Source organism: Oceaniferula marina (assembly GCF_013391475.1).
Classification (GTDB): Bacteria; Verrucomicrobiota; Verrucomicrobiia; order Verrucomicrobiales; family Akkermansiaceae; genus Oceaniferula; species Oceaniferula marina.
On sequence record NZ_JACBAZ010000002.1, the window covers coordinates 101,607 to 116,857 of the forward strand.

The 15,251-nt window shown below is 49.8% G+C and carries 15 protein-coding genes and 1 tRNA gene; 10 read left to right on the forward strand and 6 right to left on the reverse strand.

Annotated features, from left to right (window positions below):
• Both HW115_RS05095 and HW115_RS05100 read right to left on the reverse strand, forming a co-directional pair.
• On the reverse strand, positions 1 to 1,611 hold the full coding sequence (locus HW115_RS05095) for a DISARM anti-phage system protein DrmE domain-containing protein (RefSeq protein ID WP_178931520.1): 1,611 nt from the start codon (positions 1,609 to 1,611) through the stop codon (positions 1 to 3).
• A gap of 5 nt (positions 1,612 to 1,616) precedes the next feature.
• A complete protein-coding gene (locus tag HW115_RS05100; RefSeq protein ID WP_178931521.1) occupies positions 1,617 to 2,591 on the reverse strand; it encodes a hypothetical protein in 975 nt (324 codons plus the stop codon).
• A gap of 310 nt (positions 2,592 to 2,901) precedes the next feature.
• On the opposite strand from HW115_RS05100, the gene HW115_RS05105 reads away from it, so the two are divergent.
• A complete protein-coding gene (locus HW115_RS05105; protein WP_227021294.1) occupies positions 2,902 to 3,357 on the forward strand; it encodes a hypothetical protein in 456 nt (151 codons plus the stop codon).
• Here HW115_RS05105 and HW115_RS05110 read toward each other — a convergent pair.
• Complete coding sequence (locus tag HW115_RS05110) at positions 3,354 to 3,620, reverse strand: helix-turn-helix domain-containing protein (RefSeq protein ID WP_178931523.1); 267 nt, start codon at positions 3,618 to 3,620, stop codon at positions 3,354 to 3,356. The two genes, HW115_RS05105 and HW115_RS05110, sit on opposite strands and share 4 nt — an antisense overlap.
• Positions 3,621 to 4,011: 391 nt before the next feature.
• On the opposite strand from HW115_RS05110, the gene HW115_RS05115 reads away from it, so the two are divergent.
• From HW115_RS05115 to HW115_RS05155, 9 genes are all read left to right on the forward strand, one after another.
• A complete protein-coding gene (locus HW115_RS05115) occupies positions 4,012 to 4,770 on the forward strand; it encodes a DUF4339 domain-containing protein (protein ID WP_178931524.1) in 759 nt (252 codons plus the stop codon).
• A 25-nt stretch (positions 4,771 to 4,795) separates the two neighbouring features.
• Complete coding sequence (locus HW115_RS05120; protein ID WP_178931525.1) at positions 4,796 to 6,142, forward strand: PrsW family glutamic-type intramembrane protease; 1,347 nt, start codon at positions 4,796 to 4,798, stop codon at positions 6,140 to 6,142.
• A 225-nt stretch (positions 6,143 to 6,367) separates the two neighbouring features.
• A complete protein-coding gene (locus HW115_RS05125; RefSeq protein WP_178931526.1) occupies positions 6,368 to 7,759 on the forward strand; it encodes a hypothetical protein in 1,392 nt (463 codons plus the stop codon).
• Between the two features lie 569 nt (positions 7,760 to 8,328).
• Positions 8,329 to 8,832, forward strand: a complete 504-nt coding sequence (locus HW115_RS05130) for a hypothetical protein (protein WP_178931527.1) — start codon at positions 8,329 to 8,331, stop codon at positions 8,830 to 8,832.
• A complete protein-coding gene (locus HW115_RS05135; RefSeq protein ID WP_178931528.1) occupies positions 8,829 to 9,695 on the forward strand; it encodes a RecB family exonuclease in 867 nt (288 codons plus the stop codon). The genes HW115_RS05130 and HW115_RS05135 overlap by 4 nt, the downstream gene beginning before the upstream one ends.
• Before the next feature lie 32 nt (positions 9,696 to 9,727).
• On the forward strand, positions 9,728 to 9,919 hold the full coding sequence (locus tag HW115_RS05140; RefSeq protein WP_178931529.1) for a hypothetical protein: 192 nt from the start codon (positions 9,728 to 9,730) through the stop codon (positions 9,917 to 9,919).
• Positions 9,920 to 9,930: 11 nt separating this feature from the next.
• Complete coding sequence (locus tag HW115_RS05145; protein ID WP_178931530.1) at positions 9,931 to 10,077, forward strand: hypothetical protein; 147 nt, start codon at positions 9,931 to 9,933, stop codon at positions 10,075 to 10,077.
• A 96-nt stretch (positions 10,078 to 10,173) separates the two neighbouring features.
• Positions 10,174 to 11,010 carry a DUF932 domain-containing protein gene (locus HW115_RS05150; RefSeq protein ID WP_178931531.1) on the forward strand — a complete coding sequence of 279 codons (837 nt, stop codon included), beginning with the start codon at positions 10,174 to 10,176 and terminating at the stop codon, positions 11,008 to 11,010.
• A 53-nt stretch (positions 11,011 to 11,063) separates the two neighbouring features.
• Entirely contained in the window at positions 11,064 to 11,792 is a 729-nt protein-coding gene (locus tag HW115_RS05155) for an AAA family ATPase (RefSeq protein ID WP_178931532.1), read from the forward strand.
• A 418-nt stretch (positions 11,793 to 12,210) separates the two neighbouring features.
• Here the strand turns inward: HW115_RS05155 and HW115_RS05160 are convergent, their stop codons facing one another.
• From HW115_RS05160 to HW115_RS05170, 3 genes are all read right to left on the reverse strand, one after another.
• Positions 12,211 to 13,329: a hypothetical protein gene (locus tag HW115_RS05160; RefSeq protein WP_227021295.1), complete on the reverse strand. Its 1,119-nt coding sequence runs from the start codon at positions 13,327 to 13,329 to the stop codon at positions 12,211 to 12,213.
• 250 nt (positions 13,330 to 13,579) lie between these two features.
• Positions 13,580 to 13,654 (reverse strand) — tRNA-Arg (locus HW115_RS05165).
• Positions 13,655 to 14,303: 649 nt separating this feature from the next.
• Positions 14,304 to 15,056: a PEP-CTERM sorting domain-containing protein gene (locus HW115_RS05170; protein WP_178931534.1), complete on the reverse strand. Its 753-nt coding sequence runs from the start codon at positions 15,054 to 15,056 to the stop codon at positions 14,304 to 14,306.
• Positions 15,057 to 15,251 lie beyond the last annotated feature (195 nt).

A 15,251-nucleotide genomic window follows, 5' to 3' on the forward strand; every position in this document is an offset into this window, starting at 1 on the left:
TTATACTGAAAAATAGGTCGGGTGATTAAGGAGTTGTCGTGGAACTTCTATGGAGGTTCTGGATATCCCCTCAACAAAGTATGCTGTTTTTACATTTGGTAAGTTAGTGGTTCCCCCGAAGTCCTGTTCTCCCTTGTCGAACAACTCGCGCAACGATCTACCATTGAGATCAGCTCTGAGCTTCTTATTTAGTTGAGAGCCGGCTCTGTGGCGCATTTTTCGGATTTTCGCAACGACATCAAAAAACAAATCCTTGCTGTCTTGAAGCCGGCATAATGTGAGCACAGCTTCGAAACTTCTCCATGTTCCCGGAGCTATGTTCTCTTGGGACATCCAGTTGCGAACGTTTGTTTCTCTAGCAATTTTTGACCCCTGCTGCTTAAGCATTGAGATGACATATTCCATTCCATGTGTATTCACATAATCACGGAATGCCAACTTCCAAGTGTTTTGAGCTGCATAGAACTTTTCTACTTCAATTTTACCGTAGGATTCCTCAAGTAACTTGTTGCCCAACTCCGCAACCATATCACCACCACCTGCGGTAGAAAATAGGAGTACATCGTCAGTATGAATTGTTTCGGAGCCTGCGGTTTCGACGTCTTCACAGGTGTAATTTTCAGTATCGATTTGTATACGTGTCACTGAGCCGGAGGCCGAAACAAGCACAAATTTGTCACCTGATAGCTTAACTCGGTAAGCAGGCACAATTTCACTATGTTCGGAAGTTCCACTTTCACGGTCTATTAGTAGCCTAATCGCAGAATCCACTTCCTCTACATGTTCATGATAACCAGCGCCATCATCCTCATCATTAATCTGACCTTGATCCGCAGAAACATTCCCGATGTAATGTTCACAGGCAAAAGTGTTTACCGGTTTACCTAATTTATTGGCATATTTCTTTTTTGAAGAACCAGCCAAGCCGTATGGTGCTGGCATGATAGCCTTAGGACCAGGCGGAAGAAACAACCAGAGATGCTCAGCTCGTGGGGAGGTGAAAATATGGTGATGGTTACGCTCTATATGTCTCCTTGTTGAACCAAATACGATCAAATGATCATAGAGATAGACTTGCCGCAAATCAGTAGGACATATCACCCAGTAATTGGGAATGCCCTCCGGAAGATACTTTTTATAGAATGCATAGTGACTAGGTACGGACCTGATGCCATTGCTCATAAAGGCGACCTGCCCTTGGGGGTCAGTCCATTGAGCTATTTGCTTCATCGCGGCACTCCACAAAGGATTTTCATCATCAAGCTGAAGTTGCGAAAAGTTATGGTTGAGTTGCTGATAAAGCTCCTGAACATCGCTAGGTGATGACGAAAGTAAATGAGGAATCGAAGCTCCCGCATCTAACCTGACCAACTTGACTATTTCGTGATATGGCAGTGGAGATGTAGTTAGGTGATATCGAACGAGGAATATAAATTTCATCACAGGTTCCCATTCCTCCTTGATATCGAGATCGAACACAAGCTTGCGAAAAGCCGACAATGATTTATTCAGCTTTGTGAGATTTGGCCATTTAACCTGATCAATTTGCCAACCGCGGTGAGCGGCTTTTTCTGCCGTATTGAAAGCGTAATCCGCATCTTCGATATTCATATTGGCTAGTAAGTAAAAATTTGAAAATCGACCAAAGCTGGACACAGTTTATTCAATTCATCATCACCGGGCAGGTCATCAACCCTTTGGTAATAACCCTCGTTAGCTTGTTCTAATGCATCTTTGTAATGTGGTTCCGACGTTCCTAAGACCCCTACTTTTAATGATGAATAACAATCCTCCCAGTGATTGATATAGTTCAAAGAACCGCATATGACCGAGGCATCCCACCCGTCCTCGATATTGTGACTGACCATTGAGCAATAACTGTCCCTGATGCCCTCAGGCCCTGCACATGAGGGGCGAATCAAATCCCGTAAATATAGAACCTCCTCTGTTTCGAGCCCTAACTCCATAAGAGGAATTTCTGCCCTCAACTCATCGCTTACGCGACCAATTATATCAATAATCAGGCAAGTATGGTGTGAATGCTGCAAGAGACGTCGCGTCCCATCTAATCCGATTAACGCGGTTAAGGCTTTAACATTCTGAGCTATTAAGCTCCCCGGCCTGAACCGTATCAGATCGGGAGCGTCATCTACAGGCTGCACCAAATGCAACCAGTCTGGCTGGATAAATCTCGTAAAGTGCCTATTTCCTTCGTCTTCAATAACAGCAACTTCCAACCGATCCACGCCAAGGCTCCTATCAATGCCATCTATGAGCCCGAAGACCTTCTTAAGCTCTGCATGACCTATCTTCTGATAACCAAAACTTACAGCTTGATCATCCTTGTATCTACTCAGGTCAGAGCTATTAATCAGCTCTTTACTGTGAATAAATTTTTCACTAATTATACCCGCCGAAATTAAGGTGGAAGCAAAATTAACAAATGGAACTGTAATAATGGCATTCACAGGATCATCATGCTGACGTTCCAACCTGGCAACATGCCGCCCTAGGTCGAAATAGAATCGGATCCATTCCAGCCGTTGTTCATCTTGACTGGTAAGCTCTAATTCAGGCTGAAAGGTCTCCATATGTAATGTCCTTATCTATCGACGTATAGGAAACTAAACAGACCGCTAATTCTAGCAAGAAAATTTTCACAAATAATCACCCACTCAAATAAAAAATATAAATAAACGCATCTACCTGCAATCAAGCTGTCAACGCCACACCATTAACAATAGCCGCTTCTGACAATCTGGGCAGGTGACAGCGCCCGGCGAGCCCGAGCATACAAGAGCCATTGCTCAGATCTACGCCTGATAGACAAAGTTCCTGATATTCTACGAGCCTTAAGGGTGGGAAAGTAGTATACAAGGAAAGCAACACACAAGGCCATTTATGAACATTACAGCTGCATCACCAAACAATATGGAACTCGTCGCAAACATCTGGCCTATCGTAGACGAACAATCAGGTCTCATTTACAGAATCCTTGCCAGGGCTTACACCCTGGAAGCCCCGGATGATGTCATCAGCTCCACCCTGAAGGCTTTGGCTCCAAAGGACTACCATCTGGCATCATCATTCGCTTTAACAGCTCGGTTCCGGCATGTCACCGAACATGGAACACTTGAGGGATGCTTGCATATTTCGGATTTTGCAACGTATGAATCCATGATCATCGTCCCCATCATCGAGCAGCTTGAAGGGCAATTTGCAAAGTTGCAGGGAGTGAACATGAGCACAGGGGAACCTATTGCGGTTGCTCACATCCCACGTTTCGGCAAGGAACCTTATGTGATCACTACCTTTGTCATGGAAAGTATCAATGGCGAACTCACTCCCAGCCTCTAGCCCCGACCCTGGCGTAGCACATCGCTAAGCCCCTTCACCCTATTAGGGTAAAGATCCCCCACCTCACACTTCAGAGCACGCGCCAATACGAGCAACTCCGCATCATTGACCCGGCGTAGCTGGGCCTCGATCTTGGACAGGCCTCCACGGCTGAGATCCCAACCAGCCACCTGAATCTTGGCGGCCAGCTTCTCTTGAGACAACCCCGCCTCCACACGCATGCGGCGGATCACCGGGCCAACTACATTCTTATGATTCTCCATCTGCTCCAAATTCGGATCTTGACCATAGGATGAAAAATACTGATGTTTGCTCCATTATTAGAGCAATAAACAACCGTCTAAAATCATGAGCAAGAGACACAATAGGTTAGAAAGAAAGTTAACAATACCAATTAGCCTTCCATACATAGTCATCTTAGCCCTCTTCGTCTTCACGTTCCTGAATACAACTGTCTCTGACTCATACAACCTAGATGCCCGACTCTACTGGCACAAATCAACACAAGCCTGGGCGGGGGTGAAAATCGACCAAACCAAACACGGAGTCAAATGCAGGTCGTGCAACGGCACAGGTTGGTTCAATGGTCAGAAGTGTCTACCCTGTGGTGGAGACGGCGTTCGGGGAAACTAATCAACACAAACTACTCCTTCCATGAAAGAGAATGCCGAGAACTGGTATTTCCTAGAGGATGAAAAACCGAAGGGGCCGCACCCTGAAAGGGTCATCCAACTTCTCCTGAAATCCGGTGAGATCAATGCCGAAACCATGGTTTCGTCTGACGGCAAAAAGACATGGCAAGCAGCTCAAATAAGACTTTTTCAACAAGCTACAACTTCCCATACTCTGGATTCTGAGTCATGGGATGTCAATTTCGGACGCTTCATACTACACAAACCTCGAACCCTCTGCATAGGCAGAGGTCAGTTATCCGTCAAACAGGGAGAGCTCCACGCCCGAGGCAGCAAACGGCTAAAATGGTGGGCCAGATGCCTCGTTGGGCTAGCCTTCACACCTGTGGCTCTATTAGTAGGATTCCTGACAACGGCCCCAGCTGCGCATGTGTTGGTCACTGAGATAAGAACAGGCGAAAGCTTCCCTTCGCTCATGTCGATGTTCCTCTCACTTCACGGCAATGACTACCAGTTGGCATCCTACGCATACCAGCACACACTTGCCTCCGTATCATTCAGCTTCGGATTCTTTGGATCGATCTTCCTTGTCACGACACAATTCCCAGTCTCAAAGGGTAAAGAAACTATCAATCCGGTTGAACAACCAACGCGAGATGGGTGTGAGGTTAAGATTAAAATCAAGCCTGTCGACAGCTCTACATCTCGCTACACCCGCATCACCTTTAACTCTGAAATGGAGGCCCGGGCCTTTGTGTCCTGTTTTAGCCATCACTCCTAAGTTACATCTCACCCCATCTATCCACATGCCCACCAATCAACATAACGATACCGTCTCGCAACCTGCCGCCGGCTCCTTTCAATTTTCCTGGAAACACTTTTTCTCGGATGTCTTCAAAAGGCATAAGAACCGATCCATAGAAGAATCTCTTAGTTGGGGGCTACCCCATAAAACTCCGAGCCTTCAGGACATCCCCCTCGAGTTCCCTCGCCCCTGGTTGTTTGTCCGTTTCCTAGTACTTGGCATCTGCGCCTATTGGTTCTTCGGCATAGTATGGCAATATTACGACAACCCCACACTCATTCCCGGAGTCATTCTGCTGGGAAGCTTCGTGGGTCCATGTGCCGTCCTCCTACTGTTCTACGAAATCAATATCCTTAAGAACATATCTATCATTAGAGTCGCTGGAGCATTTATTGCGGGGGCTGTTCTTAGTCTTACGGTCACTCACCCCATACAGGCTTTGGCTAATTCGTGGGGGCTTACCACATGGCTGAACGCGTCAGTTGCCGGACCCGTCGAGGAAACAGCCAAACTCGTCATTGCCATCCTGCTACTGAAAATGGTTCCACGCAAAACCATCTTTACAGGCTTACTTGTCGGTGGAGCTGTAGGCGCCGGATTTGCCGCATTTGAATCGGCGGGATACGCCTTCAACATCTTCCTGTCTAAATATAACATGATCGTTGAAGGTGCATATATGAACGTACTTGAACAAAAGTTTAACTCCGAAGAAGAATTCTTCTCAATGGTTTCTACGGCTTACCCTCTAGCCAGCGAAGCTATGAACGACAATATCCGGTTGAGGGCCATCCTGAGCCCATTCGGACACGTCATCTGGACGGCTTTAACAGCTGCAGCGTTTTGCCGAGTCACAGCATCCTCTAAGGTCACGATGGAAACCTTCCAGGACCAACGCTTCTACAGCATCTTTGGGCTGGCTGTCATTCTGCATATGACGTGGAACTCTCCGGTCGGAGGAGACTCGGGTGTGGCGCACTTCATTTCCAGAGGTATTCTCGGGATCATTGCCTGGGCCGCCGTAGGCAAGATGATCTCCCACGGAGTAAAACAAGTAAAGGCAATGAAGATGGCTATGGAAATGGGCGATTCTTCGGTTCTTGACGAGAAAACGATGAATGCCCGGGCCGAGGGAGATCGGCAGATGTATTACAAACGGGATCACAAAACTCTCGGCCCCATCAGCTTCACCGAGATCAAAGAATTGGCTGAGGCCGGGGTCATCGAAAAAAGCACACTCATTAGTGACGGGGAACAATGGCAGCCTCTTTCCTGGTGGACAGGAGAAACCCAGAGCAAAACCTCCACCGCCACGAAACATTCGGTCGAAAAGGAAGAGATCATTCTCTAGGAAAGAAGTTAAACCGGGGACAGCGAATGTCCGCCTATGACCTTCAAAGAAGCTCCCAAAAACCATGGGGGCTTCTTTTTGTCTGCCTTATCATTAGGCAATCCCGTGCAGGCTTAACAAGCTGATATCACTGCCTCGCTCAAATTATTTTCAGCCCCATCACACATTTTCGCTGTACATCACCAGTCCCTCCGGTATGATCGTAGATAATTAATTACAACGCTCATGAACCCGGACGAGCAAGACCAACTCGATACATTCCTCAATACCTTCAACGCCCATGCTTTGGGTGAAGGCGACCTTAACGCTGGCATCAATACACTAGCTGCCATGCTCTGCACCCTGGCCAACATCGCACGGCCCGGCAGCGCTATCATCAGCCCCGATGCAAAATGCTCCCCTGTCGGAACCAGTCTGCTAGTCACTGGGGCATTAAGTTCTAGTATCATCACGAACGACGTACTTACCGAACTGCGGCTACGGCAAAATAACATCGTCAGTCAGCTTAAACATGCAAAAGCCATACAGACCAAGGAAGATGAAGCTAACCGCCCCAAGCAAGTGACATTCCTGAAGCGAAAGAAAACCAATCAGGCGGAAAGCTCACTGCATGCAGCCCTTAATCATTCACAAGGAGCCATGAATTCGGCAACCGGTAACTGGGCCATGGCGGCAAACAGTCCTCCGAATCCTGACTTCGACACACTGACCCAAGATGCCAAGATCGTGGTGAGTGCTTCCAATGCCCGTGAACTAAAAACGCAAGTGCAGGGATCTCATCTTGGCAAACCGCTTGTCCTACTGGGTCTGAACCACAGCTCGTGCTACGATCGGATGTCCGAACTCTGTAGTGCTCTGCAGCACGGCCTGCTCCCGGACACCGAACACGGCAAAACGGTTAAGGGGAATCTGATCATTACTGATCCTGATGACATGCTAAGTGATCTGATCAAAAACACCACCCATAATACCGCTTACCTCAACCACTGCGTCTGGTTGGTTGACGGTAACGCGGGACCCGAACCCCATAACCATGTTCATGACATATCCTGGATCGGTAATCCAACCAATCGATTCAAGGAAGCATTGTCCCGGGGCTTTGGTCAACGTCTCAACCACGAGTCACAGTATCCAGTGCTCCACGAACTGGATATGATCGGGGCTCAGCACAGGTGGATCGAATTTCTCAAGGGCGTCGAAGACTCTCTTCCGGGTATCAACGGCCATGCACGCAACTTGCTGGCCTCTCTCGTCTTCGGCGTTCTTGAGCTTACCTCTTGTTTAAGGGTAGCCGACGCCGGTAATCCAATGGAAGGCATAGAGGTGTTTGCACGCCTTCTGGTTCAGCGCATGGCCAACGCCCGCAGCCTCATGACATATTCCAAGCAACAGGCCCGAAACGACAGGCTCAAACAAAGCATACTGCATAAACTTGACAGGGGTCCACATTCTGTTCGCGACCTAACCCGAAGATTCAACAGGCTGAGCACGGCTCAATGTCGGGAGCTGTTATTCGAACTGGAAGATGGTGATTATGTACAAAACAACACAAATGGTGAATGGAGCCTGACCGGAAGACTCGCAACCTCAATCCACACCCAAACCATCGAAGTATGACTGAAGCCGACATCGCATGCGAACAACTCACGGAGCCTGTACATGAGGTTCTGGCTGAATTCATCGGCAAGTGCTTCAGTGATCCGTTGATGCGGACCATGACGATCTCGTCCCTTGTCCTCAACTTCTGGCAACTGTCGGCAAACTGCACGGCAGGTTGCTTGAGATGTAACTAAGTCCACACCCAGACATACATAAGGTCGTCACATGTCCGTGGCGGCCTTTTTTGTGGCCGGGAAGTAAGGACAAGTATGTTGGAAGGGCAGATATGGTGCCGAACAACGAGTCAGTAACATTTAGCTTGTTGTGCTGACACTGACACAGCTTCGCCTCACGACCCCAGTGCAGCCTGAATGCAGCGGTGTCAGTGGTGTCAGTGGACAACTCTGAGCCCTCCGAGACAGCCGACTCTCTTTTTTCTGACAGTAAACTCCTCCCCCGTGCAATCCTCCCACCTTTCAGGTTATATAAAGATGAACGGCTCCCAGCATATCTGGTGGCCGTTTTTGCGTCCCGACGAGCCCTTTCGTCTGGACCATCAACACCAACCTAGAAAGGAACAAACTATTATGGCAGTTAAACTAATTGCAAACTACTCCAAGCGTCTGGGCCTCCCTGGCTATTCGTCACATCAGTTCAGTGTCTCCGTTGAGACCGAACTTAACACCACCGATGATATTGCCTTTGAAGCAGAACGCTTATACATCCAACTCCAGTCCAACGTCGACGGTCAGATTCAGCAAACCGGGTTTGTGCCGTCCCCCGATTACGGTATGGAGTCCCCGGCCCCAACACAGGCCGACACCACGCAACCTAGCAACGTCACACCGATTTCATCCGAACCCGGCTGGCAATGCTCACCGAAGCAACAGGAACTTATCCTGAAGCTGATCTCGGAGAACGGATTGGATAAGAACCAGATCGAGCAGCAGAGCCGCCAACGCTTCCGCAAGGGAGTCAAGCAACTCAACAAGCTCGAAGCTTCAGGATTAATCGACATGATCTTCCAAGAGCAACTGAATCAATCGCCCGAGTCAAAACCCAAGGCCTACCGGAAAGGAGGTCAACGATGATCAGTGCCGTCCTCGATCATCCTGTGGCCATGGAGACTGTCGTTGATAACCCAGAGTCCATTCCTGATTACGGACGGGCATTGGATTACATCTCGGCGTCCCGGCTTAGTTGCTGGCAGCAGTGTCGGCGTAAGCATTACTTCCGCTACATTGCCGACATTCCGTCGAAACCATCACCGGCCATGCACTTGGGTAAGGTGGTCCACGCCACTCTCCAGCAATGGAACCTATGGCGATGGGATCAGATCCAATACACCCGCTCCGACCTGATACGCACCTTCCTCGGCGCCTGGCAAAAGGAGAAGCTGGACAACCCCGTGAAATGGAAGTCGGATCTGGAGGAGGTCAAGCTACGTAACAAGGCCTGGAGTCTGGTCTCAACGTATCTGGATGAGCAGGTCATTGATGAAGACGAAGACATTGCCGGGGTCGAGGTTAGACTGGAGGCCAAGCTTCCGGACTTACCCCCTGTGATCGGCATCGTCGATCTTGTCCGTGAAGGCGGGCGGATCGTCGACTTCAAGACCGCCGCCAAGTCACCGTCCGAGGGCAGCATTGCCCATGTGCACGGAACCCAACTCGCCATCTACGCTCTGCTCTACCGGCATTGTACCGGAGCGCGAGAAGGAGGACTTGAGCTGCACCATCTGGTGAAGACCAAGGAGCCCAAGGTCTGTGTGTCTGAGATCGATCCTCTGGGTGACCGGGAGATCGTCAATGTCATCGAGCTACTGCATCGATACGTCAATGCGGTGATGGCTGAAGACTACACGGCATCGCCATCGTTTATGTGTGCCGGGTGTGAACACCTGGAACGCTGCAAGCAGTGGCCGGACAGTATGGTGAAGGGAGATACTCAATGATTCGATTCATCGGGCCTCTCATCATTAGCTGTATGATGATTCTCCTGTCGCTGACACTTGTCAGTTGTGGAGGAAAGCCAAAGCCACCCGAGCCGCCACCGGTAATCGTTCAGGCCCCGGACTACAAACCCATCGGTGAAGGTATGAAGGTGCACAGCTACGCCCTGATCGGTGTGGCTGTGATCATTGCCGTCGCTCTCATCAGCAGAGGTAAAAACAACTAACCCCTACAGCTATGAAGCACGGCAATACCATCATCTATGCCTTCGCGGCACTATCCATCACAGCACTCAGCCTGTGGCTGATTCACGACCTCTGGGTCGTTTTACTTGTGCTCTTCTGTATTACCGGGGTCTATGCCCTGATGACCAGCAAGAGATAAGACATCCCCCAAATAACCCCAACCGTGGCCGATTCCTCATTCCGAGGTTCCGGCCATTTTTATATCAACCAATAACATTAGAAAGAAACCAAAACCATGAACAACATCATTGCGCTAGAACAGCCGCAGAACGTGGCAGCCCGGCCCATCCCGTTTGAGGTCGTTGAAAACCCACCTGAGCTAAACACCGAAGTACGTCCCAAAGGACTTTTGCTACACTGTGGAGCGCAGGTGGTAGATCGCCAGGACCTTTTTGAGGTCATCACCCCGAACGGCACGAAAAGTTGGTACCCGATCCCTCATCGAAACTTGCTTGCCGAGATTGAGCACCAACTGAGTGAAACCGGGTTCATCATTCAAGGGGAAACGCATTCCATCACCCATGACGGGGCTCGCTACTTTGGAGTAATCCAAGTGAGCCTACCAACTCGTAATGAGCAGGATTTCAACTGGGTGGTGGGACTGCGTAACAGCCATGACAAGAGCTTGCCCGCCGGACTCGTTGCCGGAACCCAGGTATTCGTCTGTGACAACTTGTGCTTCAATGGCGAGGTAAAACTCAGCCGCAAGCACACGCGTTTTGCCATGCGTGATCTACGCCAACTGACAGCACGTGCCGTTGGACAGCTTGGTGATAAGTTCCGGGATCTGGATCGTCGTGTTGCCAGTTACAAGCAACATTACCTGCCTGACAGGTCCGCTCATGACCTCGTCATCCGCGCAGTCGATTGTGGTGCTGTCACCGCCAGTCAAGTACCTGCTGTGCTTCAGGAGTGGCGCAAACCCCAGCATGAGGAGTTTATGCTTCGCAACGGTTGGTCGCTGTTCAATGCGTTCACCGAGGTCTACAAGACCGTGAATCCTCAGACCGCCGTGAAGCGCGGACAAGCCTTGCACGGGCTATTCGATAGCCACGTAGCACTCGCAAGCTAGTTAGTCTGGGAGGCGTAGTCGCGTACTGCGTCTCCCATAACTCCAACACCAAGATGAAACACCTAACTAGAATTGAAAGCGGGATTACCTTCGGCCAGCTTGTGGGATTCGAGAATTACCGCCTGTGGGTCGATCCACTTGTACCTGTGCTCAAGTCGGGCGACCCGCTGGCACCACGTGGCGTGCTAATTGCAGGTATGCTCGGTACCGGAAAAGCCGCATGTGTGAAGGCAACCGCAAAACACCTCAACCGCGCAGTCCTGCGATATCATCCCGGGGAGAGTAAGGCTACCGACATTATCGCCGAGCTACCGGACGGTCCGGCGGTCCTTTGGATCGATGAACCTGATGAAAGCTGCATTGAACTACTCAGACTTCTGGCACTGCAACCGGATATCCAGAATCGGGTATTCGTCATGGTCACCACAAGCATACCGCACAAATTGCCTGCACCGCTCATCCACTCAACATGGTTTGACCGAATTTTCCACATCGACTTGCCCAACCTCCAAGAGCGGGCGTTTCTGTGGGACTGTCTGATCGAACGGTTCGAAGGTGATCCGACCCGCTATGATAACGTAAAGCTGGCCGAGGTCAGCGCCCTATTTACCCCCGGGGAGATTGAGGTCGTTGTCCGGTCAGTCCACTGCGCAAAAGACAATTGTCCGGGAGAGAAGGATATATTGGCTGCCATTGTACGTAAAACGCCCGCTGCTGCGTCGGACGACGAGGAGGTGGCCAGTATCCGATACTGGGCTCAGCGTACGGCAGAAGCGATCTGAACATAATTACGGGTACATTAGACAAGACGACACCCTGACTGCCCTTGATGGGTAATCGGGGTGCCGTTTTTTACCTACCCAATCCATCTTCTCCTTCAATGTCTTATATCAATCACCAGCCTATCATCGGATGGCAGGTTCCGGACAATGCCCCAGTTGATGCCTACGGTGCTTCGCACCGCCCTGCGGGGCCCCCGTCGCAAGATTGGCTGCGTTGCTCGCCTACGGCGATCCCCTCCGCCAACTTGACTCCGGATGGCTAGGCTCACGTGGGGCTGGGTCCTTCACGCTGAGTGGCTGCTCGCCACTCAGCGATCACTCATGACACCGTGGAAAGCATCCATGCATTCACCCTACACCATGATAATGTTAGTCAGAATTAACACCTTAACTATATAATTATATAGTAAACCGTGTATCAATCGGAATAATCAGAAGCGCCAAGCCGATGCGAATCCACCTCGATAGGCTTGATTTTTCCCCAGCGATCTTTGCCTAAACCACATCGATATCGAGCATTTCTCACCAACCTCTGGAGCACAGTCTCATTACCGTCAGAGCTAATGAGCAGCCCCTCACTGACCGGATGAGTTGCTATCCCAGGGTGGAATACATCCTTTATCTCATTGGGATAAAACAGTTGAATTTGCACAGGCGGTCGATCCTTTGGCATTACATCGGACCACGGGATTTCATTTTCACCAATGGTAGTGGCCATCCTTGCGACCTCCCTCATTTTCTTTCGCCTTGATGGACTCTTTCCTTTGCCCTCGCGTTCAATGTAAGGCATTAACAAGCTGGGGTCCTGCCTATACAGCCAAGCCAGATAACTATCGGTATCGGTGACTTGAATGGCCTTTGTTGCTGGTGCTACTTCAAGCACGTGCTCCCTTAGCACCTCATAGCTCTTCATGTAGTCAAGCCCAGTAACTGGTAGAGCGCCGCCAGTGAAAGCATCCTTCAAGTCCTCCCCTTTCAGGGAAAGTTCAACTCTTACAAAGGATTGAAGTGACGCTGCCCCAGGTACGTCCTTAGCTTGGGTTCGGATTGCCTTGTCATAAAATTTAAGCTCGGTGGCGGCGCGTCTGAAAGTAATGGATTCCCTGGGGTAAATCATCGGTGTCTTGCGTCCCTGCTTTAAAGCAGAACCCCAGAGCCCATACTCAATATCTCTGTATTTGATATTCAAGTTGAGAGCTATATCCACCCTTGTGAAGCTTCTGGGACCGTCTGGTTTTGAGACCATAGCCAGCAAACCCTCAAGGACGTCAAAGGCTGCCGCTACCTCTTGAGGCCCTTCCAATGGCTGACCATTTTGACCATGCAAAAGCGATGCCAAGCTCGGGACTTTTACTTTTGTGAACCCTTCATCAAGTGATCCGCTTAAGGTGATTTTGGTATCCTTGTGCTTGGCAGATATGAACTGCGGGCTTCCATCACCGTCCTCGGCTTTCAAGGGCTTCCTCAAGGTCACGTACCAATCATCATGCTCGCCAAGACTCTCCAACCTCTGATCGAAATACACTGTATCAAACATCAGAGTCAACATTACAGAGATAAATACTCTACGGCGATATAAAACCGATCCTTGTCGGGCTGGTCCGGCCAGCTACTAACAATACAAGTTTAATCATGCAATCGAGGCCTATCAGTCTCCGATTTGTCTCACTTTATCTCCGCAAATTAGCCCGAATCACCCCGAATACACCCGCATGTTGATTTTTCAGTCAGGCTTACTAAGTAGCCTATAAACTATTGAATATATTGACTTTATGCCGTTTTTTAGGTGGTACCCCCGCCAGGAATCGAACCTGGATCTAAGGTTTAGGAAACCCTTGTTCTATCCGTTGAACTACGGGGGCGTTGGAGATGGTTTGCCTTGAAGTGACTCAAAGGTCAAGTCGTCATGCTGGGTTTCCACCGGAAACCGTTGACTGCACTCCGCTCCGCCTGTGCGTGAAAAGCGCCTTCCTCCTCCGGAAGGCGGAGCCTTGGAAAGGCATGCTCGCTATGCTCACGTGCCCGCGCTGTTCTATCCGTTGAACTACGGGGGCGTTGGAGATGGTTTGCCTTGAAGTGACCCAAAGGTCAAGTCGTCATGCTGGGTTTCCACCGGAAACCGTTGACTGCACTCCGCTCCGTCTGTGCGTGAAAAGCGCCTTCCTCCTCCGGAAGGCGGAGCCTTGGAAAGGCATGCTCGCTATGCTCACGAGCCCGCGCTGTTCTATCCGTTGAACTACGGGGGCGCTGGAGATGGTTTGCCCTAAGCTTTATCCACAAGTGTATGATTGAGCATCGGCAGTAGAATGCATTCGCTTGATTGACTCTGAGCCTTGGTTGACATAAGCACCAAAGGTGCGAACGATCATGGCCTAGGGCAACGCCCTAGGAACCAAGATTAAAAGTTCATAAGCCCTGAAAGGGCGAATGAATAGGACTGATGTTTCGGTGGGCGATTTTTTAATATGGACCTTACAGGTATAGGTGGCCATTGGAACCAACAAGCTCCCCCTATTTGCGGCGGCGCAAGAGGAGAGCGAGTCCACCAAGACCAAGCAATGCGACTGAGCTTGGCTCAGGAACAGAGGAAACATCACCATGAATGACCACATTGGCGAAGTCTGAATCACTTGTGCCAGGGTTGCCAGCCGTGCCTCCGGCATGCCATGTGAAGGTTATTGTCGTGTCGGTGAGCCCTTGATAGGCAGGATCAGAAAAGATAATACTTTCGTTCGGGGACCGGTTACCAGAGCGGTCCTGGGCATCATCGGTCCCATTGGATGTTTCGGTCGCTATCTCACTAAAGATCACTTTATCTTCGATGCTGGTTGAAAAAGCAAGCCATCGCGTATTTGTAGCGGCTGTGGTGGCAGCTCTCCAACTAAAATCGACGCGAGTGAGATCAAAGACGGTATTTGCATCAATGGTAATTGTAAAATAGGTATTCCGACCACCATTATCAATCAGGGATGCCTGCGAGCCGATAACGGGCAGAGCGTAGTTATTGTTGCCATTAATCTTCGCTGCAAACCCGGATGTCCCAAGGCTATTTCCGTTTGTGTCTTGGCTAATGTGATTGGCATTTCCCCATGCTGTCGTTGTGATGCCGTCTGCAATGTTTAAATCGTCCACCAGTTCGTCATAGTTGCCACCAGTGGCATTAAACGTACTGGCATCAGAAAAATCCGAACCAATCACGGCAGCTCCATGAGTTGACGCCAAGCCAAGGGCAGCCACGCCTATTTGAATGTTATAAGATTTCATTTTTGTGTGTGTTTGTAAGGAGTGATCACGCAGCCATCGCTTGCGTGATCACTCAATCAAATTGAGCTATAGGTGAGGTCATAGTTCGCATCAATCATATTGGGGTGAACTGTTCATATTTGAATAAGATATTATCAATGGATCATAGCGTTTTTAGACTCTTGTGTGATGTTTTCAGGTGCTTCCGTAACAATA

What these genes read in the sequence shown, in the direction of transcription:
- HW115_RS05095 (WP_178931520.1), bottom strand. Translation starts at nt 1,611, where the DNA reads ATGAATATCGAAGATGCGGATTACGCTTTCAATACGGCAGAAAAAGCC.
- HW115_RS05100 (WP_178931521.1), bottom strand. Translation starts at nt 2,591, where the DNA reads ATGGAGACCTTTCAGCCTGAATTAGAGCTTACCAGTCAAGATGAACAA.
- HW115_RS05105 (WP_227021294.1), top strand. Translation starts at nt 2,902, where the DNA reads ATGAACATTACAGCTGCATCACCAAACAATATGGAACTCGTCGCAAAC.
- HW115_RS05110 (WP_178931523.1), bottom strand. Translation starts at nt 3,620, where the DNA reads ATGGAGAATCATAAGAATGTAGTTGGCCCGGTGATCCGCCGCATGCGT.
- HW115_RS05115 (WP_178931524.1), top strand. Translation starts at nt 4,012, where the DNA reads ATGAAAGAGAATGCCGAGAACTGGTATTTCCTAGAGGATGAAAAACCG.
- HW115_RS05120 (WP_178931525.1), top strand. Translation starts at nt 4,796, where the DNA reads ATGCCCACCAATCAACATAACGATACCGTCTCGCAACCTGCCGCCGGC.
- HW115_RS05125 (WP_178931526.1), top strand. Translation starts at nt 6,368, where the DNA reads ATGAACCCGGACGAGCAAGACCAACTCGATACATTCCTCAATACCTTC.
- HW115_RS05130 (WP_178931527.1), top strand. Translation starts at nt 8,329, where the DNA reads ATGGCAGTTAAACTAATTGCAAACTACTCCAAGCGTCTGGGCCTCCCT.
- HW115_RS05135 (WP_178931528.1), top strand. Translation starts at nt 8,829, where the DNA reads ATGATCAGTGCCGTCCTCGATCATCCTGTGGCCATGGAGACTGTCGTT.
- HW115_RS05140 (WP_178931529.1), top strand. Translation starts at nt 9,728, where the DNA reads ATGATGATTCTCCTGTCGCTGACACTTGTCAGTTGTGGAGGAAAGCCA.
- HW115_RS05145 (WP_178931530.1), top strand. Translation starts at nt 9,931, where the DNA reads ATGAAGCACGGCAATACCATCATCTATGCCTTCGCGGCACTATCCATC.
- HW115_RS05150 (WP_178931531.1), top strand. Translation starts at nt 10,174, where the DNA reads ATGAACAACATCATTGCGCTAGAACAGCCGCAGAACGTGGCAGCCCGG.
- HW115_RS05155 (WP_178931532.1), top strand. Translation starts at nt 11,064, where the DNA reads ATGAAACACCTAACTAGAATTGAAAGCGGGATTACCTTCGGCCAGCTT.
- HW115_RS05160 (WP_227021295.1), bottom strand. Translation starts at nt 13,329, where the DNA reads ATGTTTGATACAGTGTATTTCGATCAGAGGTTGGAGAGTCTTGGCGAG.
- HW115_RS05170 (WP_178931534.1), bottom strand. Translation starts at nt 15,056, where the DNA reads ATGAAATCTTATAACATTCAAATAGGCGTGGCTGCCCTTGGCTTGGCG.